This window comes from Xanthomonas arboricola (assembly GCF_002940665.1).
In the GTDB taxonomy this organism is placed as follows: domain Bacteria; phylum Pseudomonadota; class Gammaproteobacteria; order Xanthomonadales; family Xanthomonadaceae; genus Xanthomonas; species Xanthomonas arboricola_B.
Window position 1 is genome coordinate 819,408 of record NZ_MIGY01000001.1, and the last position, 21,790, is coordinate 841,197.

12 protein-coding genes are annotated in these 21,790 nt (G+C 66.5%); 6 read left to right on the forward strand and 6 right to left on the reverse strand.

All coding sequences use genetic code 11. The features are described 5' to 3' along the window. Positions 1-14 precede the first annotated feature (14 nt). A complete protein-coding gene (locus tag XarjCFBP7645_RS03545) occupies positions 15-1,388 on the forward strand; it encodes a TolC family outer membrane protein (protein ID WP_047127208.1) in 1,374 nt (457 codons plus the stop codon). Positions 1,389-1,619: 231 nt separating this feature from the next. On the opposite strand, the gene waaA is transcribed toward XarjCFBP7645_RS03545, so the two are convergent. Further along, positions 1,620-2,936 (reverse strand): lipid IV(A) 3-deoxy-D-manno-octulosonic acid transferase, encoded by a 1,317-nt coding sequence (gene waaA / locus XarjCFBP7645_RS03550; RefSeq protein WP_104536735.1) that lies wholly within the window; start codon positions 2,934-2,936, stop codon positions 1,620-1,622. Positions 2,937-3,012: 76 nt separating this feature from the next. Between waaA and XarjCFBP7645_RS03555 the strand changes: the two genes are divergently transcribed. Next, positions 3,013-3,933, forward strand: a complete 921-nt coding sequence (locus tag XarjCFBP7645_RS03555) for an LpxL/LpxP family Kdo(2)-lipid IV(A) lauroyl/palmitoleoyl acyltransferase (RefSeq protein WP_104536251.1) — start codon at positions 3,013-3,015, stop codon at positions 3,931-3,933. Positions 3,934-3,994: 61 nt separating this feature from the next. Here the strand turns inward: XarjCFBP7645_RS03555 and XarjCFBP7645_RS03560 are convergent, their stop codons facing one another. The 3 genes from XarjCFBP7645_RS03560 to XarjCFBP7645_RS03570 are packed head-to-tail and all read right to left on the reverse strand — an operon-like array spanning position 3,995 to position 6,630. After that, on the reverse strand, positions 3,995-5,329 hold the full coding sequence (locus XarjCFBP7645_RS03560; protein ID WP_104536252.1) for an O-antigen ligase family protein: 1,335 nt from the start codon (positions 5,327-5,329) through the stop codon (positions 3,995-3,997). After that, positions 5,310-6,422, reverse strand: coding sequence for a glycosyltransferase (locus tag XarjCFBP7645_RS03565; RefSeq protein WP_104536253.1), 1,113 nt, complete (start codon positions 6,420-6,422; stop codon positions 5,310-5,312). The genes XarjCFBP7645_RS03560 and XarjCFBP7645_RS03565 overlap by 20 nt, the downstream gene beginning before the upstream one ends. Positions 6,423-6,432: 10 nt before the next feature. Beyond that, positions 6,433-6,630, reverse strand: a complete 198-nt coding sequence (locus tag XarjCFBP7645_RS03570; RefSeq protein ID WP_006451050.1) for a zinc-finger domain-containing protein — start codon at positions 6,628-6,630, stop codon at positions 6,433-6,435. Between the two features lie 319 nt (positions 6,631-6,949). On the opposite strand from XarjCFBP7645_RS03570, the gene XarjCFBP7645_RS03575 reads away from it, so the two are divergent. Then, complete coding sequence (locus tag XarjCFBP7645_RS03575; protein WP_104536254.1) at positions 6,950-10,312, forward strand: GH92 family glycosyl hydrolase; 3,363 nt, start codon at positions 6,950-6,952, stop codon at positions 10,310-10,312. Between the two features lie 320 nt (positions 10,313-10,632). Here XarjCFBP7645_RS03575 and XarjCFBP7645_RS03580 read toward each other — a convergent pair whose 3' ends face one another. Then, positions 10,633-12,933, reverse strand: coding sequence for an NADP-dependent malic enzyme (locus XarjCFBP7645_RS03580; RefSeq protein ID WP_047124708.1), 2,301 nt, complete (start codon positions 12,931-12,933; stop codon positions 10,633-10,635). A 198-nt stretch (positions 12,934-13,131) separates the two neighbouring features. Then, entirely contained in the window at positions 13,132-14,478 is a 1,347-nt protein-coding gene (locus XarjCFBP7645_RS03585; RefSeq protein ID WP_047124707.1) for a dicarboxylate/amino acid:cation symporter, read from the reverse strand. A 284-nt stretch (positions 14,479-14,762) separates the two neighbouring features. Between XarjCFBP7645_RS03585 and XarjCFBP7645_RS03590 the strand changes: the two genes are divergently transcribed. The 3 genes from XarjCFBP7645_RS03590 to XarjCFBP7645_RS03600 all read left to right on the forward strand — a co-directional run bounded on the left by XarjCFBP7645_RS03590 (position 14,763) and on the right by XarjCFBP7645_RS03600 (position 21,225). Then, complete coding sequence (locus tag XarjCFBP7645_RS03590; protein ID WP_104536255.1) at positions 14,763-15,935, forward strand: OprO/OprP family phosphate-selective porin; 1,173 nt, start codon at positions 14,763-14,765, stop codon at positions 15,933-15,935. Between the two features lie 225 nt (positions 15,936-16,160). Next, positions 16,161-18,806, forward strand: coding sequence for a hybrid sensor histidine kinase/response regulator (locus tag XarjCFBP7645_RS03595; RefSeq protein WP_104536736.1), 2,646 nt, complete (start codon positions 16,161-16,163; stop codon positions 18,804-18,806). Positions 18,807-19,104: 298 nt separating this feature from the next. Then, the gene (locus tag XarjCFBP7645_RS03600) at positions 19,105-21,225 is read left to right on the forward strand and encodes a TonB-dependent receptor (RefSeq protein WP_258079498.1); all 2,121 of its coding nucleotides are present in this window, start codon (positions 19,105-19,107) and stop codon (positions 21,223-21,225) included. The last annotated feature ends 565 nt before the right edge of the window (positions 21,226-21,790 follow it).

Below are 21,790 nucleotides of genomic sequence, written 5' to 3' on the forward strand. Positions count from 1 at the left end.
AGGAAGCTTCCCCGATGATCCGCCGATCCCTCGTCCTGGCGCTGGCCGCCGCCCTGTCTCCGATGGCTGCGAACGCCACCGATCTGCTGCAGGTCTACGAAATGGCCCGCAACGGCGATCCGCAGCTGGCAGTGGCCGAGTCCACCCGCCTGGTCAACCGGGAAGGTCAGGTGCAGGCGCGTGCGGCGTTGTTGCCGCAGCTCAACGGTGCTTACGACTACAGTAAATCCCACCGCGAAATCGAAGGCCAAGATGGCCGCATCACCACCTCGTCGCGCTCCACTCAAATCCAAGGCTCTCAGACGATCTTCAATTGGGCGCAGTTCTCCAACCTGCGCGCGCAGCGCGAAGTTGCAAGGGCAGCCGACTTCACACTGGCATCTGCCAATAACGACCTGATCACCCGCACCTCGGCGGCGTATTTCCAGGTCCTGGTGGGCATCGAGTCGCTGGCGGCTGCAGAGACCAACGAAGCCGCAGCCAAGAAGCAGTTCGACTACGCCGACAAACGCCTGGAGGTGGGCCTGGCCCCGATCACCGACGTGCACGAAGCGCGCGCTCAATACGACCAGGCGCGTGCAGATACGATCAACGCCCGCAACACGCTGAAGGACTACTACCAGGCGCTCACCGAGTTGACCGGCCAGCCGGTAGTTGGTCTGCGTGCACTGCCGGAAGAGTTTCGCCCGGAGGTTCCTGCGGCCTACAGTGATGTCGACCAATTGGTGGCGACCGCCATCGCAGACAACCCGGCGTTGAAGGCGCAGCAATTGCAGGTCAGCGCGGCCGAGGCCAGCATTACCGCAGCACGTGCCGGCCATTTGCCCACCGTCAATCTGACCGGCAGCGTGGGACGCAGCAATAGTTGGGGCACAGGGGCTGCGGAAAGCGGTGTGTTTACGACCCAAGGCCGCGACATCGATACCGATTCGATCGGCATCAGCGTGTCAATTCCAATTTTTGCCGGCGGTGCAACGCAGTCCGCAGTACGTCAAGCACTCTCGCAGCGCGATATCCAGCAGGACACCTACGAGCAGCAGAAGCGCGCGCTGGATCGCAATACGCGCAATGCCTACCAGACCGTGGTCGCCGGCATCAGCGAAGTGGAAGCACGCCGCCTGGCCGTGGTCTCCGCGCAGGCCGCGTACGACGCCTCGCAGGTGGGCCTGGAAGTCGGTACGCGCACCGTGCTGGACGTGGTGCAGAACCAGCGCACCCTGTTCCAGGCGCAGCTGAACTATGCGCAGTCGCGCTACAACTTCCTGCAGAACCGTCTGCTGCTGGGCCAGGCGATCGGCAAGCTCGACATCACCGACCTGCAGGATGTGAACCGCCTGCTGTCGCAGGATGCCGAGTCCAAGCTGCAGGGTAGTGGCTCGCTGCAGTAAGGCGATCTTAGCTGTGGCTGAAAAGGCGGGCGCATGCCTGCCTTTTTTGTACGTGTTTCCGGAGCGCCGGCCACGCGCACCTATCGATTGTTTGCAACGTTGCGTCACCCATTTCAAGCCAGTGATATAACGGCTGCGTGGAGGCCTGGACGCCATGAGTGCGTCGGTTGCAGCGGAATATCTGTGGTTGGCTGCACCGCACGCTGCAGCGCGGTCGGCGCAGCGACGTCCTCAGGACGCCACGCCCTCGCTCACCACCGGCGGCAGGTCCGGCGCGATCTGCACCAGCGTCCGCGCTACCGCGCCCTTGCCATTGGCGACCAATGCCAGTCCTGCTGCGGCTATCGTCTCGCGCTGGGCAGGGTCGCCGAGCAAGCGCGCAAGCTCGTGATACACGCCGTCGGCATCTTCGCAGATGGTCACCGCAACGGCCTCGCGCATGCGCCGCGAAATCTCCGCGAAATTATGCAGATGCGGGCCGGTGACTGCCGGCGTACCGACCGCCGCCGGTTCGAGCAGATTGTGCCCGCCGATCGGCTGCAGGCTGCCGCCGACGAAGGCGGCCTGCGCGCAGGCGTAGAAACTCATCAGTTCGCCCAGGGTATCGATGACGAACACCTTGTCGCGCGCCTGTGGCCATTGCCGGGTCTTGCGCGTGGACACAGCCCAGCCACGCTCGCGCGCCATTGCCTCGGCCTTGGGAAAGCGCTCCGGGTGGCGCGGCGCCCATAACATCAGCAGGTCAGGAAACTGCAGCAGCAGACGCGCATGGATGTCGGCCACGGCCGCCTCCTCGCCTTCGTGCGTGCTGGCGGCAATCCACACCGGCCGCGTTGCCGGCACGTGCGTATGGAACTGCGCGACCAGGGCCTGCAACTGCACAGGCGCGGCGATATCGAATTTGAGATTGCCCAGTGCGATCACCTGGTCGGAGCGCGCACCCAGCGTGATGAAGCGTTCGGCATCGTCGTGCGACTGCGCCGCCACGCAGGTGACGCTGCGCAGCGCGCGGCTGATCAACGGTGCCAGCAGGCGATAGCCACGCAGCGAGCGCGCCGACAGCCGCGCATTGAGGATGTACACCGGAATCTTGCGGTCGCGGCAACCGAACAACATGTTCGGCCACAGCTCGGTTTCCATGATCAACGCCAAGCGCGGGCGGAAATGCTCCAGGAACCGGCCGACGCTGCCGGGTACGTCGTAGGGTAGGTACACGTGGTCCACCGCATCGCCCCAGACCGCGCGCACGCGCTCGGACCCGGTGGGGGTGATGGTGGTGATGACCCAACGGATGTCCGGACGCTGCGCGCGCAGGGCGTTGACCAGCGGCGCGGCGGCATTCACCTCGCCCACCGACACCGCATGCACCCACACCCGCGGACGACCGCAGGCATGCGTGTAGGAGGCATAGCGCTCGTTCCAGCGGTTGAAGTATTCGCGCACGCGAAAACCGCGCCACACCAGGTGGTACACCGTCACCGGCAGCAGCAGGTACAACAGCGCCGAGTACAGTCCGCGCAACAGCCATTCGATCGGGTCTTTCCGCATCGGTGCAGGATACGGGAGCGTTGCGGCGTGCGCATGTGCACGCTGCCGCGCGCGCATGATCCCTTAGAATTGGCGCATGTCCGAGCCCGCCAACGTCGCTGTCCGCCCTTCCCTGCGTAACCCCAGGCACTGGCCGATGTATCTGGGCCTTGCCGTCATGGTAATGGCCGGCCGCCTGCCCTGGACGCTGCAGCGTGCGCTCGGGCGTGGCGTGGGCTGGATCGCAATGCGCCTGGCCGGCACGCGTCGGCGCGCTGCCCAGGTCAACCTCAAGCTGTGTTTTCCCGAACAGGACGATGCCTGGCGGGCGCGGCTGTTGCGCGACAGTTTCGATGCGCTGGGCGTGGGCCTGTTCGAATTCGCGCGTGCCTGGTGGGGCAGCATCGATACCATTCGGCCGGGCGTGCAGGTCGAAGGCCTGGAACATCTGCAGCGTCTGCAGGAGCAAAAACGCGGCGTATTGCTGGTGTCCGGCCACTTCATGACGCTGGAAATGTGCGGGCGGCTGCTATGCGATTACGTGCCGCTGGCCGGCATGTACCGCAGGCATCGCAACCCGGTGTTCGAGTGGGCGGTCAAGCGCGGGCGGCTGCGCTATGCCACGCACATGTTCGCCAACGAGGATCTGCGCGCCACCATCAAGCATCTCAAGCGCGGCGGTTTCCTGTGGTACGCGCCGGATCAGGACATGCGCGGCAAGGACACCGTGTTCGTGCCGTTCTTCGGGCACCCGGCCTCCACCATCACCGCCACCCATCAGCTGGCGCGGCTGACCGGCTGCGCGGTGGTGCCGTATTTCCATCGGCGCGAAGGTGGCCGCTACATCCTCAAGATCGCACCGCCGCTGGCAGACATCCCCTCCGACGATGTGATCGCCGATACCGCGCAGGTCAATGCGGCGATCGAGGACATGGTGCGCGAGGCGCCGGACCAGTACCTGTGGATCCATCGCCGCTTCAAGCGCCAGCCGGGTGGGCGCAGCGCGTTCTATCGCTGATATCGGGGGGTCTCACGCCTGCGCTGCGTGCAGCCGCAGTAGCGCAAGGATGTGCGGCGGGTCAGCGCGGCGGCGGCTGATCGGCGTCGTCGTTGAGCAAGGCACCGGCATACAGGCCGGCCAGCATCAGGCTCAGCCCGCCCCAGAAGCTGGAGTAGAACGCCAGATGCGTGTTGAGCGGGAACACGGTTGCCACCAGCGCGATCATCGCCGGGCGTGCCTGCGCGCGCGCGGCCAGGCTGGAATAGCGCCACGCGCGCCAGGCCTGCGCCGCACCGGCCAGCCACAGCAGCAAACCGACCACCCCGGTTTCGGCCAGGATTTCCAGCACGATCTGGTGCGCATGGAAGGCCGGCCCGTCGCCCCAGGCCGGCGCCTGCGCAGGTGCTGGATTGCAGGCCGGGTAGGCCTGACGAAATCCACGTGCACCCACGCCATTGAGCGGATGCGCGCGGATCATGCACAGCGCCGCGCCCCAGATCTGCGCACGCCCGGACAATGCCTGATCCACACCCTGCTCGCCATCGCTAAAGGCCAGGGCGGTGCGCTGGATCCGCTCGCGCGCCTGCGGCGCCACGGTGACCACACCGGCCGCCAGCAGCGCGCCGACCAGCGCCACTCCCAGCAGGCGGCGGCCACCCAGCAACTGCCAGCCGGACAGCAGCACGATCACGCCGTAGGTGATCCACGACGCCCGCGAACCGGCCAGCACCAACACCACCCCGACCGCCGCCGCAGCGCCTGCCCAGGCCCAGGCATGGCGCCGCCCCAGCGCCAGCAACAGGAAGGGCGACAGGCTGGCCAGGGTCTGACCGAACTTGAGGTTGCACGGCCCCAGCACGCCACTGAGGCGGTCGACCAGGGCCAGCTCCTGCGGTGTGCACAGGCCATGCCCGCTGATCAGCTGCTTGATCTGATCCAGGCCGAAGAACAACGGGCTGTTGCCGAACGCGGCCTGCAGCAGCGCATCCAGCGTCCATACCGCGCCGATCACCGCCAGGCCGGTGAAGGTGCGCCGACGCCGCTGCGCGTTGGCCACCGCGATCGCACACAACCACATGAAAGGCAGATAGCGCAGATCGGTGGCCGACTTGCGCAGCGCGCGGCCCACGTCCACCGCATCGAACGCCGACAGCATCTGCGGCAACCAGTACGCAAAGAACAACACACTGGTCAGCGCCCAGGCGGCACCGCTGAGCAGCCGGGTGCCGCCACGGAACCGCGCATGCAGCAGGCGATACGCCGCAAACAGGGCGCCCAGCGACAACACCGTTTCGGCCAGCCCGGGCGTGGGCCACAGCGCCACGAACAGGATCACCCACAGCGGCGCCCAGCGACCGGCATCGGGCGTCAGTACGGACGCGGGCGGGATGGCCTCAGCGGCGGAGTTCGTCATAGACCTTCAGGGTGGCCGCTTGCATGGCCTGCAACGTGTAGGGAAGCACGGCGGGCGGTGTCGGCGCCTGCTGCAGCACATGGAGCGCCTGGGTGCGCAAGACGTCGGCATCGAAGGCCGGCACCGCGCCGCCGGGTTGCAACTCGGCCAGCAACTCGCCCACGCCACCATGTGCCCAACCCAGCACTGGCCGGCCCACCGACAAGGCCTCCACCACGGTGCGGCCGAAGGCCTCGGGTTTGCGCGACAGCTGCAGCACCAGATCGCTGGCGGCATAAGCCTCGGCAATGCGTGCGGTGGGTCCGGTGAAGACGACCGCCTCGGCCACGCCCAGTCTGGCGGCCTCGGCCTCCAGCTCGCGCAGGTAGGCTTCGCGGCCGGGCGCGCGCGCGCCCGGCAGCCACAGCCAGGCCGGCACGCCGGCAGCGCGCACATCGGCGAGCAGTTGCAGACCGTCGGTGTGCCCCTTCAGGCGGGTGCCGCGCCCGGGCAGCAGCAGCAGTGGCGCATCGGCCGGCAAGCCGGGCAGCACGGTCTGTGCCCAGGTGCGCGCGCGGCGATCCGGATGCGGGCGTCGCGGAAACTGGGCAACATCGACTCCGCGCGGGATCGTGCGCAAGCGCGCGCTGTCGGTCTGCGGATAGTGCGTGCAGACGTACTCGCGCACCGTCTGCGAAACGCAGATCACCCGCTCGCCGTAGGTCATCACCGCGCTATAGCGGCTGGGCGAGTTGAGCCCATGCACGGTGGTGACAAAGCGCGGCCGTGTGGCCTGTGGCATGCCGCGCAGCGCGTACCACCCCAGCCAAGCCGGCAGGCGCGAACGTGCATGTACGATGTCGGCGCCCAGTTCGGCGAACAGCCGGCGCAGGCCGACCACATGGCGCAAGGTCAGCAGCGACTTGCGCCCGATGTCCAGAGTGAGATGTTCGCCACCCGCCTCCAGCAGCGGCTGGACCAGGCGGCCGCCGGCCGACACCACCACCGCGCGGTGGCCGGCGCGCACCAGCGCAGCGGCGATTTCCAGGGTGGAGCGCTCGACGCCGCCGGACTGCAGCGCCGGCAGCAGTTGCACCACGGTCAGGCGGTGCATCCGGCCAGGATCAGTCTGCAAGCACGAACAGCGCGCCGCAGTACGGGCACTTGGCTTCGCAGTTGGGTTCGTCTTCGATCGGCAGATACACGCGCGGATGCGAGTTCCACAATGCCATCTGCGGCGTCGGGCAGCTCAGCGGCAGATCGCCGCGATGCACGGTGTAGCGCGATTCGGCATTGGCGGGCGCGGTGGCGGTCTGGCTCATGGCGGCACGATCGTAGAGGCAAAGGCAGAGCGCGGATTCTAGCAGCCTGCGTGGGGATCGGCCCATCGACCGGGCGACACCGGTTCGGGCGGGATGGTCTCGGCGCCAGCCCGGGCGTCGGCAACCCCGGGACGCTACGGCAGGTCCGGCATCGCCTTGCCCCTGCTGGCGCGAGCGCGCCGGGCCACCACACCCGGACATCGCGCTTATCATCGCCTCACCATGACGCACCGCCCCGCGCCTGCGCCCCGTGTCCAGATCGCACGCAGCGGTCAGCCAGACCTGCCCTGCGGCATCGCCCCCAAGGAGACATCGCCACGTGATCTCATCTGTCGTCTTGCTGCATCCGCGTGACCTGTGGCTTCGGCTGGCGGTTGCCCTGGGCTGCGCTGCGCCGCTGTCGGCGAGCGCGGCGACCGGGTTTTCGAGTTCGTTCGAAGCTGGTCAGCCGTTACCGGTAGGCGCCGCTGCAGGCGATGTGCAGATTGCCATCGGCACCGGTCCGGCCGCGCCCTATGCGGCCAAGCCGCGCACCGGCTACAGCGGTGCACATGCGCTGCGGTATGACAGTCGTGCTGCGGGGGGGCGGCGCACCCTGTTTACCGCAGATGTCCGGATCGGTGCCGATACGACGCTGTCATGGCTGGTATTGCCGGAGAGCGTGGGCAGCGAGCATGCGGCCTCGACCTATGTATCCCTGGATCTGCTGCTGGACGACGGCACGCGCGTGTCTGCCAGCCCCGCGCGGGATCAACACGGCGTCGCGCTCGGCGCGCGCGCGCAGGGCGAGTCGAAGACGCTGTATCCGCAGCAATGGGCGCGCAAGGCGGTGCGGCTGGGCGAGGTGCCCGGTCTGCGTGGGCGCCATGTGCGTGCGATCGAGCTGGACGTTGCGCCGCCCGCAGGCGCGGCCAGTACCGGTTGGATCGACGATATCGCGCTTGCCGATGTACCGCTGACGCCGGCAACGCATCCGTCGGATTGGGTGCTGACCACGCGCGGCACGCAATCCAATGGCACCTTCTCGCGCGGCAATAATTTTCCTGCAACGGCCGTGCCGCATGGCTTCAACTTCTGGACGCCGGTGACCGATGCGGGCACGCTGACCTGGCTGTATCGCTGGAACGAACATAACGACACGGACAATCGCCCGCGCCTGCAGGCGTTGTCGCTCAGCCACCAGCCCAGCCCGTGGATGGGCGACCGCCAGACCTTTCAGGTGATGCCGTCGCTGGCCGCCGGCGTGCCGCCAGCCGATCGCAAACAGCGTGCGCTGGCGTTTTCGCATGCCAACGAAACTGCGCGCCCCTATCGCTACGCGGTGCAGTTGGACAACGGGATCCACGCCGAGATCGCACCGACCGACCATGCCGCGCTGTTCCGCTTTCGCTTCCCGGCGCAGGGCGATGCCAATCTGGTGTTCGACAACGTGGACGCGCGCGGCGGGCTGCGCCTGGATGCGGCAACGCAGACGCTCTGCGGCTACACCGACGTGCGTAGCGGGCTATCGACCGGGGCCACGCGCATGTATGTCTATGCCAGCTTCGACACGCCGTGGAAAACCAGCGGCCTGAGCGACACCGGCCGGCCCACCGGCTGGATCAAGTTCGATGCAGGCAGCAGCCGGCAGGTGCAGATGCGTATTGCCACTTCGCTGATCTCGCTCGATCAGGCCAGGCACAACCTGGCACTGGAAATCGCGCCCCAGGCAACGTTCGAGCAGGTCGCCGCGCGGGCGCAGCAGGCCTGGGATGCGTTGCTGGGGCGCCTGGACGTGCCCGACGCCACGGCCGATCAGAAGACCACGCTGTATTCCAACCTGTACCGACTACACCTGTATCCCAACTCCGGGCATGAGAATGTCGGCAGCGCCGGCGCACCGGACTGGCGTTACGCCAGCCAGAGCAGCTGGTCGGACGACAACATCGATGGCAGCGCGGTGCGCAGCTTTGCGCCCATCCGCGATGGCCGGGTCTACGTCAATAACGGATTGTGGGACACCTTTCGCACTGCGTGGCCGGCGTACGCCTTGTTCGCGCCCGACGATGCCGGTGCGCTGGTGCAGGGCTTTCTGGAGCAGTCGCGCGCGGGCGGCTGGGTGGCGCGCTGGTCGTCGCCCGGCTATGCCGATCTGATGGTCGGCACCAGTTCCGACGTGGCCTTCGCCGATGCCTGGCTCAAGGGCGTGCAGGGCTTCGATCCGGTCGAGGCGTATGTTGCCGCACGCAAGAACGCCACCGTGGTGGCGCCCGACAGGCATGTCGGCCGCAAGGGCATGACGCGTTCGACCTTTCGCGGTTACGCCGATACCGACACGCACGAAGGCATGTCGTGGTCGATGGAAGGCGCGCTCAACGACTTCGGTATCGCCAACATGGCCGATGCGCTGGCCACGCAGGCGAAAACAGCCGCGGCGCGCGAGCGTTACGCGACCGAGGCTTTGTATTTTCGTCACCGCGCGGCGGGCTATTCGGCACTGTTCGATCCGGCGATCGGGTTCTTCCAGGGCCGTACACCGGACGGCACCTGGCGCGTGGACGCGGCACGGTACGATCCGCGCGTCTGGGGCCACGATTACACCGAATCCAGCGGCTGGACGTTTGCGTTCACCGCACCGCACGATGGGCAAGGCCTGGCCGCGCTGTATGGAGGGCGCGCGGGCCTGGCAGCCAAACTGGATACGTTCTTCGCTACCCCCGAGACCGCCGAGGCCAGCTTCGCCGGCTCTTACGGCACCACCATTCACGAGATGACCGAAGCGCGCGACGTGCGCATGGGCATGTATGCGCACAGCAACCAGACCGCGCACCACATTCCGTGGATGTATCTGTACGCCGGGCAGCCATGGAAGACGCAACGCCTGACCCGCGAGATCCTGGCGCGCCTGTACCTGGGCAGCGAGATCGGCCAGGGCTATCCCGGCGATGAGGACAACGGCGAAATGTCGGCGTGGTATCTGTTCGCAGCAATGGGGTTGTATCCGTTGCGCATGGGCACGCCGGACTATGTGATCGGCTCGCCGCTGTTCAAGCATGCCAGCGTGCGTCTACCCGGTGGCGGGACGCTGACGGTCAACGCGCCACAGAATTCGCCGCAGAACGTATACGTGCAATCGCTCAGGCTCAACGGCAAGCCCTGGCGCAAGACCTGGTTGCCGCATGCAGACATCGCCAAGGGTGCGACGCTGGACTTCGTGATGGGGCCGGTACCCTCGCGCTGGGGCACCGGGCCGGACGATGCGCCGCCGTCGCTGACTCCTGCGGGGGAACGCCCTGCCCCATTGCGCGATGTACTCGGAGACACGGCGCGCATCACGCCGGCCGATGGTGGCGATGTCGCCGCACTGCATGACGACGATGCGGGGACGGTCGCTTCAGTCGCACCGGCATCGGCGCTGACGTTCAGCGGCATGGCGCGCGGCACGCCGATCCTCTACACCCTGACCAGCGGCAATGCGGCGATTGCGACAAGTGGATGGACCTTGGAAGCGCGTGCGGCCGGTGGTGCGTGGAAGGTCGTCGATCAGCGCCATGAGGAAACGTTTGACTGGCCGTTGCAGACGCGGCCGTTTCGCATTGCCTCCCCTGGTGCGTATGCGGAGTATCGGTTGCGATTCAGCGCGCCTGCCAAACTGCAGCTGGCGGAGATCGAATTGTTGGCGGCGGAGCCTGCGGTGCGTTGAAGCGGAGGTCTCGCATCGCTGATGGCGCTGCTTGTCTGGAGGCAGGTGACTGCAGGATGCAGGCACTGGCTCACGCAATCGGTGGATTCGCGACTGCTGCCGGAGTAGGGTTTCACTGCAACGTCAGCAGCGCTGGTAAGCCGTACCCTCACCCCACCCCCGGCCCGCGCTTGCGGCGCGGGCGCTTCAAGGCACGCGCGCCAGTGGCGCGCAAGCAGTGCCTTGTCGCCCCGGGGGGAGAAGGGCTTTGGCGCGGCGCGTCTGGTGCCGCTGGCGGGCAGGGTTTCGGGGGTTTGCCGGTGGCAGAATCTCAACCGCTATTATTTTTCGCTGGCGCCCTTCTCGGCATCGCGCTGCCGGCGGATCTGCGCATCCACCGCGGCGATCGCGGTCATGTTCATCACCCTGCGCGAGGTGGCGCTGGTGGTGAGGATATGCACCGGCTTGGAGATGCCCATCAGGATCGGGCCGATCGCCACGCCGTCGGTGAACACGCGCACTAAGTTGTAGGCGATGTTGGCGGCCTCCAGGTTCGGCAGCACGAACAGGTTGGCGCGGCCCTTGAGCGTGCTGTTGGGCATGATCTGCTTGCGCAGCGCCTCGTCCCAGGCGGTGTCGCCCTGCATCTCGCCGTCGATGTTGAGCTCGGGCTTGCGCTTGAGCAGGGCCTCGCGCACCTGGCGCATCTTCAGCGCATCGCGCGAGTCGTGGCTGCCGAAGTTGGAGTGCGACAGCAGCGCGATGTTGGGCTCGATGCCGAACAGCTTGAGGCGATACGCGGCCTGCAGCGTCGCTTCGACCACCTGCTCCACGGTCGGGTCTTCCTGCACATGCGTGTCCAGGAAGAAGAACACGCCCAGCTGGTTGATCACGCCGGTCATCGCCGAGGTGGAGCTCACCCGCGGTTCCAGCGGAATCACGCTGCGTGCGTAGCCCAGCTTCTTGTGGAAGCGGCCGACCACACCGGACAGCATCGCATCGGCTTCGCCACGCGCCACCATCACCGCCGCGATCAGGGTCGGACGCGAGCGCATCAGCTCCTTGGCGGCGGTGTCGGTCACGCCGCGACGCTCGGTGAGCGCGTGGTAGTACTGCCAGTATTCGTTGAAGCGGGGATCGTCGAGGATATTGGTGATCTCGAAGTCCACACCGGCGGTCAGGCGCAGACCCATGCGCTCGATGCGCGCCTCGATGACATCCGGGCGGCCGATCAGGATCGGGAACGCCAGGCCTTCGTCGACCACGTTCTGCACCGCGCGCAGCACCACTTCCTCTTCGCCCTCGGCATACACCACGCGCTGCTTGTCGGCGCGCGCGCGGTCGTAGACCGGCTTCATCATCAGGCTGGTGCGGTAGACGAACTGGCCGAGCTTGTCGCGATAGGCCTCCATGTCGGTGATCGGGCGCGTGGCCACGCCCGAATCCATCGCCGCCTGCGCGACGGCGGACGACAGCTCCACCAGCAGGCGCGGGTCCAGCGGACGCGGAATCAGGTATTCCGGGCCGAAACTCGGGGTTTCGCCGCCGTAGGCCGCGCCCAGGTCGGAGGCCTCGCGCCGCGCCATCGCCGCGATCGCCTTGACGCAGGCGATCTTCATGTCTTCGTTGATGCCGGTGGCGCCCACGTCCAGCGCGCCGCGGAACAGATACGGGAAGCACAGCACGTTGTTGATCTGGTTCGGGTAGTCCGAACGGCCGGTGCCGATGATGCAATCCGGACGCACCGCCTTGGCCGCTTCCGGGGTGATTTCCGGGTTGGGATTGGCCAGCGCGAAGATCACCGGCTGGCGCGCCATGCTGGCGACCATCTCCGGCTTGAGGATGCCGGCCGCCGACAGGCCCAGGAAGATGTCCGCCCCCTCGACGATCTCGGCCAGGGTGCGCTTGTCGGTATCGCGCGCGTAGCGCTGCTTGTCCGGGTCCAGGTCGGTACGGCCGGTGTGGATCACCCCATCGCGGTCCAGCGCCAGGATGTTCTCCGGCTTCAGGCCCAGCGAGACCAGCATGTTGACGCAGGAGATGCCGGCCGCGCCCATACCGGTGGTGGCCAGCTTGACCTCTTCGATCTTCTTGCCGGTGACCACCAGCGCGTTGAGCACCGCGGCGCCGACGATGATCGCGGTGCCGTGCTGGTCGTCATGGAACACCGGGATGTTCATGCGCTCGCGCAGCTTGCGCTCGACGATGAAGCACTCCGGCGCCTTGATGTCTTCCAGATTGATGCCGCCGAAGGTCGGCTCCAGGCTGGCGATGATATCGACCAGCTTGTCCGGGTCGTTCTCGTTGATCTCGATGTCGAACACGTCGATGCCGGCGAACTTCTGGAACAGCACGCCCTTGCCTTCCATCACCGGCTTGGAGGCCAGCGGGCCGATGTTGCCTAGGCCCAGCACCGCGGTGCCATTGGTGATCACCGCCACCAGATTGCCGCGCGCGGTGAGCTCGCTGGCCTGGGTGGGTTCCTCGACGATCGCCTCGCACGCGAAAGCCACGCCCGGCGAATACGCCAGCGACAGATCGCGCTGGGTCAGCATCGGCTTGGTCGCGGTGACCTTGATCTTGCCGGCCGGCTGCTGGCGGTGGTAGTCGAGGGCGGCCTGTTTGAAGTCGTCGTTGGACATCGGCTGTGTGGGTCTCGAAGGCGCAGGAGGTCTGAATTCTACCCTCCTGCCTGAACAAGGGCCTGTCGCGCAGCTGTCGGCGCGGCAGGAAGATCGCATGCTGCAACGCGTCGTGCGCCGCGGCCAGTTTTGGCTAGAAGCGAAAACGGCCCTGTACCCCGCCGGCAACGCCGACGGAATACAGGGCCGTAGGAAGCATCAGCGTGCGCTGATCGGGGCGACGACGTCGGTCGAGGCCACCGGCGCCTGCAGCGGCGGCGAGCCGCCATCCAGCACCAGCTTGAGCTGATCGCGGTCCAGCGCATTTTCCCAGCGCGACACCACCACGGTGGCCACCGCGTTGCCGATGAAGTTGGTCAGCGAGCGGCACTCGCTCATGAAGCGGTCCACGCCCAGGATCAGCGCCATGCCGGCCACCGGCACGTCCGGCACCACCGACAGCGTGGCCGCCAGGGTGATGAAGCCGGCGCCGGTCACGCCGGCCGCGCCCTTGGAGCTGAGCATCGCCACCGCCAGCAGAGTGATCTGCTGGCCCAGGCTCAGGTCCACGTTGGTGGCCTGGGCGATGAACAATGCGGCCAGGGTCATGTAGATGTTGGTGCCATCCAGATTGAACGAGTAGCCGGTCGGCACCACCAGGCCCACCACCGACTTCTCGCAGCCGGCCTTTTCCATCTTCTCCATCAGCGACGGCAGCGCCGACTCCGACGACGAAGTGCCCAGTACCAGCAGCAACTCGGCCTTGAGATAGCGGATCAGCTTGAGTACCGAAAAGCCGCACAGACGGCAGACGATGCCCAGGATCACCAGCACGAAGAACAGCGAGGTCAGGTAAAACGAACCCACCAGCCAGGCCAGATTGACCAGCGAGTCCACCCCGTACTTGCCGATGGTGAAGGCGATCGCACCGAACGCGCCGATCGGCGCGGCCTTCATCAGCATATGCACCAGGCGGAACACCGGCGCGGTCAGCGCCTCCAGAAAGCTCAGCACCGGGCGGCCGCGTTCGCCGACCAGGGCCAGCGCGATCCCGAACAGCACCGCCACGAACAGCACCTGCAGGATGTTGCCATCGACGAACGCGCTGATCAGCGTGGCCGGGATGATGTCCATCAGGAAGCCGACCAGGCTCAGCTCGTGCGATTTCTGCACGTAGGTGTTGACCGCGCTCTGATCAAGCTCGGCCGGGTTGATGTTCATGCCGGCGCCGGGCTGCACCACGTGCGCCACGATCATGCCCACGATCAATGCCAGCGTGGAGAAGAATAGGAAGTAGGTCATCGACTTGGCGAAGACCCGGCCCACCGTCTTGAGGTGGGTCATGCCGGCGATGCCGGTGACGATGGTCAGGAAGATCACCGGGGCGATGATCATCTTCACCAGCTTGATGAAGGCATCGCCCAGCGGCTTGAGGCTTTCGGCAAACGCCGGCTCGAAGTGGCCCAGCAGGGCGCCCAGGACGATCGCCACCACCACCTGGAAATACAGCTGACGGTAAAAGGGAACGGGCGCCGGCAAAGGGCCGGCAGGCTTGCTGATGTGCATGACGCCACTCCGAGGGAACATAGAGGGTGCCTGAGCGGTACCCGGTGCGGCATTCTGGCCGTACGTCACAGCTCGAGCCGATAGCCCATTGGTACTAACCACTGTCCCCGGGCTGAACGTCGCCTTACACTTCAGCCGCGCCACCCCCGGCCGTTAAATCCGTTTAACGCAGACACCGATTCCCGTGTTGTTGGCCGTCCGGAACCTGCGCGCTTGCTGAAGCTGTTCAGTGCGACCGCCATGGCAGGACGCCCGGCCCCTTCTCATTGCCGAAGACCACACCTATGCGCCTCAATCCGCTCGTTCTCGCGTTGGCCATCGCCGCCGCGCCCGCTGCCGCCAATGCGGCCACCTCGCTGGAAAACTGGCCCACCAAGTACACCTTCGGTGATGGCACCGAGCTCGGCCTGACCGGCAACTACGCCTACGACGACAACAACTTCTCCGGCGACGACCGCCTGGAAGACCGCACCGACTTCCGCCGCAAGGAATTCGGCGCCACCCTCAAGAAGAAGGGCGTCTACGACGCCATGGTGTATTTCGACTTCGAATCCAAGCTGTGGCTGGACGTGTTCTTCCGTGTCGAGACCAAGGCCCTGTTCGGTCAGGACTACGGTCGCGTGCGGCTGGGCTACATGAAGGTGCCGGTGGGTCTGGAAGCGGTACAGAGCTCGCGTGCGGGCAGTTTCATGGAACTGGGCCTGCCGATCCAGGCGGTGTTCCAGGGCCGCCGCACCGGCCTGGAATGGACGCTGGAGCGCCAGCAGTATCTGCTCCAGGCCGGCGCCTATGGCGGCAAGGATCTGCAGGGCGACAACCCGGGCACCACCCAGGCCGTGCATGCTGCCTGGACCCCGTTCAAGGCCGAAGGCAATGTGCTGCATCTGGGCCTGGCCGGTTCGGTGGAAAACCCGCGCGGCTTCAGCGACGGCCGTGGCGTGTCGTTCAGCCCGCGCGTGCGCCTGCGTGCCCGCCCGGAAGCCGGCCTGACCGACGTGCGCCTGATCGACACCGGTACCATTCTCGATGTGGACCACGTGATCCGCGCCGGCGTGGAAGCGGTCTGGATCCACGGCCCGTTCTCGCTGCAGAGCGAAGCGCTGCGCGCCGAAGTGGCGCGTAACGACAACCTGCCGCATTACATCGCGCAGGGCCAGTACCTCTACGGCACCTGGACGCTGACCGGCGAGTCGCGCAGCTATGCCGGCGGCGTACCGGGCAACATCAAGCCGGCGCACGACTACGGCGCGGTCGAGCTGACCGCCCGCTACAGCCGCCTGGATCTGGAAGACAACCGCGTCAGCGGCGGTCGCCAGCACGACACCACCATCGGCGCCAACTGGTACCTCACCAGCCACTTCAAGATGCAGGCCAACTACAGCTGGGTGGATGCCACGCGCAACGGCGTGCATGAAACCCCGCACGTGATGGAACTGCGCGCGCAGGTACAGTTCTAGGCGTTATCGCGCAGCGGTGACGCGGGACTCGTCGGCCGCGAGTTGGCGTCGGTTGACCGCTTCGACGCGTAACCCGGCAACGCACGCCAATGTGCGGGTCGCTGCGGCCGCATCCTTCAGGGGATGCGGCCGCAGTCGTTTTTGGGGGGCACCGTGGCGGCGAAGGGCGCAGGCCACCGCGCCGATGGCTGCACGATGCATCGGCACACCGCCATACTTGTCGCCATGTACGCCTCACAACGCCGCCGCCTGCTGTCCACGCTGTCCATCGTGCTGGGCGGCATGTTGGTTGCCATGTTCGCCGCCGGGCACTTCGTCGAGCAGAACGCCCTGCACGAGGAAAGCGCCACCGTGCGGCGTCAGCTGCGCCTGTACGCGCAGGCGTTGCAGCAACGTATCGATCGCTATCGCACCCTGCCGCAGATTCTGGCGCTGGACCCGGAACTGCGCGCCGCCGTTTCCGGCCCGTTGTCCCCCGCGCAGGTGGATCAGCTCAACCACAAACTGGAGCGCGCCAACAACGTCACCCGGTCCTCCACGCTGACGCTCATCAACCGCGACGGCATTGCACTGGCTGCCAGCAACTGGCGCGCGGCGCGCAGCAACGTGGGCGTGGATTACGCATTCCGCCCGTATTACCAGCAGGCACTGTCCAACGGCAGCGGAAGTTTCTATGGCATCGGCATGACCACCAGCGAGCCGGGCTATTTCCTGTCGCAGGCCATCGTCGATGCCGGCGGCCAGGTGCAGGGCGTGGTGGTGATCAAGATCGCACTGGCCGCGCTGGAACGCGAGTGGCTGCAGACCCCGGACATCGTGCTGGCCTCCGACGCCCACGCGGTGGTCTTTCTGGCCAGCCGCCCGCAGTGGCGCTACCGCATGCTGGCACCGCTGAGCCTGCGCGACCGCAGCGAATTGCGCAGCACCCGCCAGTATGCCGACCAGGACTTGTTGCCGCTGCGCCGCCGGTTGATCGAGCAGACCGGCAACGGTGGCGTGCTGGCCGAGGTCAACGACCCACCGCTCGCCGGCCCGGTGCTGTGGCAGACCCTGCAGGTGCCCGAAAGCGGCTGGCGCCTGCATTTGCTGCACGACACCCGCGCCAGCGCGGCAGCCGGCCGCGCCGCTGCGATCGCCGCAGCCGGTGCGTGGCTGGCGCTGGCCTTGCTGTGGTTGTTCGTGCGGCAGCGGCGGCGCCTGTCCGCCCTGCGCCAGCGCAGCCGGCACGAGCTGGAAACGCTGCTGCAACAACACGCCGAAGAATTGCGTACCGCGCAGGATGGTGTGGTGACCGCCGCGCAACAGGCCAATGCCGGTTTGAGCCGCAGCCTGGAACACCTGCCGCAGGGCGTGGTGGTGATCGACGAAGCGCTCGATCTGGTGGCGTGGAATTCGCGCTACGTGGAACTGTTCCGCTTCCCGCCCGAACTGCTGAAGATCGGCAGGCCGATCGAAGACCTGTTTCGCTTCAACGCACGCCGCGGCCTGCTCGGACCCGGGCCGATCGAAGCGGCGATCGAACGCCGCCTCAATCATTTGCGCAGCGGTAAACCGCATATGCGCGAGAGCGAGAAGGAAGATGGCACCGTGCTGGAAATCCGCGGCAATCCGCTGCCCGATGGCGGATTCGTCACCAGCTATGCCGACATCACCAGTTACAAGAACGCCGCGCGCGAACTGCGTTCGCTGGCCGACGCATTGGAACACCGCGTGGCCGAACGGACCCGCGATCTGGCTGCGGCCAAACGCGAGGCGGAGAGCGCCAATCGCTACAAGACCCGTTTCGTCGCTTCGGCCGTGCACGACCTGCTGCAACCGCTCAATGCCGCGCGCATGTTCGTCTCGGTCCTGCGCGGGCAGGTGCGCCAGACCGGCGGCGCGCGCGTGGTCGACAACATCGAAGGCGCGCTCGCCGCGCAGGACGCCATCCTCAACAGCCTGCTGGACATCTCGCGCCTGGAGGCAGGCAGCCTGAAGACCCAGGTGCGCGATTTCGCCATCGCCCCACTGCTGGAAACCCTGGCCCGCGAGTTCGGCATCCTTGCCGAAGACCGCGGCTTGGTGCTGGATTGGGTGGCAACGTCCGCCGTGGTGTTGAGCGACGAGAACCTGCTGCGGCGCATCCTGCAGAACTTCCTGTCCAACGCCATCCGCTACACCCCGCGTGGGCGCGTACTGATCGGCTGCCGTCGTCGCGGCGGCTGGCTGCGCATCGAAGTGCACGACCAGGGACCTGGCATTCCCGAAGCCCTGCAGGAAGAGATCTTCGAAGAATTCAGGCGCCTGGACGACGGCGTGGCCAATGATCGCGGCGCCGGTCTGGGCCTGGCCATCGTCGAGCGCATCGGACGTCTGCTCGGTCACCGGATCGGCCTGCGTTCCGCACTGGGCAGCGGCAGCGTGTTTTCGGTGACCGTGCCGCTGGGCGAACGTGCCGCGATTGTCAGGCGATTGCCGCCGCCCACCACAACCGCAGAACATGCCAACGACCCCATCCTGCACGGGTGCCGCGTGTGGTGCGTGGACGATGACCCGCGCGTGTGCGAGGCCAGCCGCGCCCTGCTGGAGCGCTGGGAATGCCGTGTGGACTTTGCCGGCGGCCCCAATGAGGCATTGGCCGCTGCCAACGCCGACGAGGTGCCGGAACTGCTGTTGCTGGACGTGCGCATGGGCGAACACTATGGCCCCAGGGTGCTGCCGCAGCTGGTGGAACGCTGGCAACGCGAACCGCGCGTCATCCTGGTCACTGCCGAACCCGACCCGGCGCTGCGCGAGCATGCGCTCGACCTGGGCTGGGGATTCTTGACCAAGCCGGTGCGCCCGCCCGCGCTGCGCGCGTTGGTCACCCAGATGTTGTTGCGGCGCCAGTAGTTGCACGGTTGCCAGCACTGCTGCATCGCAGTTGATCGAACCGGCAGCGCGCGCCGGTCGGGACCGACTGGCGCATGGGTGGATCGATGCAACGCTTGCCGCTACAGCGTCGATCGACAAGCGCCCATGCCTGACAAGATCGCTGGCCGCAGCTGACGCATCCCCGCGCCTGCCTGCCCCGACGCCGGGACGCTCGCGCCTGCTACAATAGCGCGAATGATTCGCATTTGACCGTCGCTTTCGTGGTGCCGTGCAGGCCTTGCCCCTGTGCCGGCCACGCCTTGGAGTTCCTTGCCCGATGAAATCTCCCGTCTCCGGATCGGCCAGCATGCCGTTCGTTGTCAGCTTCTGCCTGCTCGCCTCCGCCACCGCTTCCGCACAATCGGACGTCACCGATACGCTGGACACCGTGGTGGTGGCCGCCTCGCGCTCCAACATGACCGTGGCCGAATCGCCGCAGACGGTGTTGATCATCGACAAGGCGCAGATCCAGCAGCAGTTGACGATCTCCAGCAACTCCTCCGACGTGCTCGCCAACCTGATTCCTTCGTACACGCCCAGCCGCGGCAAGATGAATGGCAGCGGCGAAACGCTGCGCGGGCGCACGCCGCTGATCCTGATCGACGGCGTGCCGCAGTCCAATCCGATCCGCCCCACCGGGCGCGAAGCGCACACCATCGACTATGCGATGGTCGAGCGCATCGAAGTCATCCAGGGCGCCAATGCCATCAACGGGCTGGGCGCCACCGGCGGCACCATCAACATCATCACCCGACGGCCGCAGGACGGCTCGCTGAACCAGCACATCGACGTGCAGGCCACCGCGCCCAGCTCCGAAACGCGCGCGGAAACCACCAGCGTTGAAACCCGTTACCGCGTGGACGGCCGCTCGGACAGGCTCGACTACCTGTTCTCGGCCAGCTACAGCGACCAGGGCCTGTATGTGGACGGACAAGGCCGTCCGATCGGCGCCGACAACACCCAGGGCGACCTGATGACGTCCAAGAGCTACGACGTGCTTGCCAAGCTCGGCTACGCGCTCACCGACGCGCAGCGTCTGAGCGTCAGCGTCAACCGCTACCGCATCAAGAACGACAACGACTACATCGGCGTCGCCGGCAACCGTGCGCAGGGCCTCCCCACCAGCTCGGTGCGCGGCACCCCGCAAGGCACCGCGCCCTGGAACGATGTGCTGACGTCCAGCCTGTCGTATACCCACGACGATCTGGCCGGCATGCAGCTGAGCGCGATGGTGTTCAACCAGGAATTCGAAGGGCTGTTCGGCGCCGACAACTCTTCCACGTTTCAGGACCCACGCATTGCCCCGGTCGGCAGCTTGTACGACCAATCGCGGTCGGTCGCCTCCAAGTGGGGCAGCAAGATCAGCCTGACCAAGGACGACCTGCTCGACGGCCGGCTCAAGCTCACCGGCGGCGTCGACCTGCTGGCCGACACCGGCAAGCAGGATCTCTACGGCACCGGGCGCACTTATGTGCCCGAATCGGACTACCGCAATCTGTCGCTGTTCGTGCAGGGCGAATACAAGCTGCTGCCCGAGCTGACCCTGCATGCCGGCGTGCGTCGCGAAGAAGCCGAGCTGAAGATCGACAGCTACCAGACGCTGTGGCGCTACAACCGGGTCGCTGTCGAAGGCGGCACGCTCGATTTCAACCAGACCCTCTACAACACCGGCCTGGTCTACACGCCGGTCGAAGGGGTGAGCTTTTTCACCAGCTATTCCGAAGGCTTCGGCATGCCGGACGTGGGCCGCGTGCTGCGCGCGATCAACACGCCAGGCACGCGCGTGGCGAGCCTGAGCACGCTGGAACCGATCCTGACCAAGAGCGTGGAAGCAGGCACCCGCCTGACGCGCGGCGCCTTCGACGCGGACCTGAGCTACTTCCAGTCCAACTCGGACCTGGGCACGCGCGTGGTGCCGATCAACGGCGCCTTCATGATGAGTCGCGAAAAGACCCGCGTGCAGGGCGTGGACGCCAGCCTGGGCTATCGCCTGGATTCCGCGCATCGCCTGCGCCTGTCCTACGCCTACACCCATGGCCGCTACGACAGCGATAACGATGGGCAACTGGACGCGCGCCTGGATGGGCTCAACGTGGCGCCCAATCGGGTGATCGCCTCGTGGTCGGCGCAGTGGACGCCGAAGCTCTCCTCGTTCGTGCAGGCCCAGCATGCCTTCAGCCAATCCTTCGACGAGGCCGACAAGCGCTTCAGTGGCTACACGCTGGTGGATGCGACCTTCAACTACGCGTTGCCGCATGGTGCAGTGCGCATGGGTGTGTCCAACCTGTTCGACAAGCAGTACATCACCTACTACTCGCAATCGGCCCTGGTCGAACCGCTACGCTACTTCGCCGGGCGCGGCCGCACCATCACGCTGGGGTATTCGCTGGATTTCTGATGGCGTGGCGTGATTGCCAGCAGCGCGCGGGATACGCCTGTGCAAGCGTGCTGCTGCGCATGTATGCCAAGTCCTCGCGTCGTTAGGTGCAATCAACAGCCTAGGCGGTCGAGGGCGCGGTGCCCTCGCCGCTTGCGGGACACGCCGTGAATCCGTCCGTGGAGGCTCGGTGGCGGCATCCGTACCGCCACACGGTCCCGCAAGCGGCAAGGACACCGCACCAGACAGTTTGCTGGCTGTTTTATTGAAAGCCATGCGCACCAATCAACTCGACAGGTCCTTGCCCGCCCACCGTCGCGGGACCTTACGCGGCATGGATGCCGCGTAAGAGCCTACATGGACGTACTTGCGGCGTGTCCTGCGAGGGTGGGCGGGCAAGGGCCCTGCAGCCAGCCCGCAGATCATCCGAACAACATGCATCGTGCATTGCTTGCACCATGCACACCCACCATCTCGACAGGTCCTTGCCCGCCCACCGTCGCGGGACCTTACGCGGCATGGATGCTGCGTAAGAGCCTACAAGGACGTACTTGCGGCGTGCCCCGCGATGGTGGGCGGGCAAGGG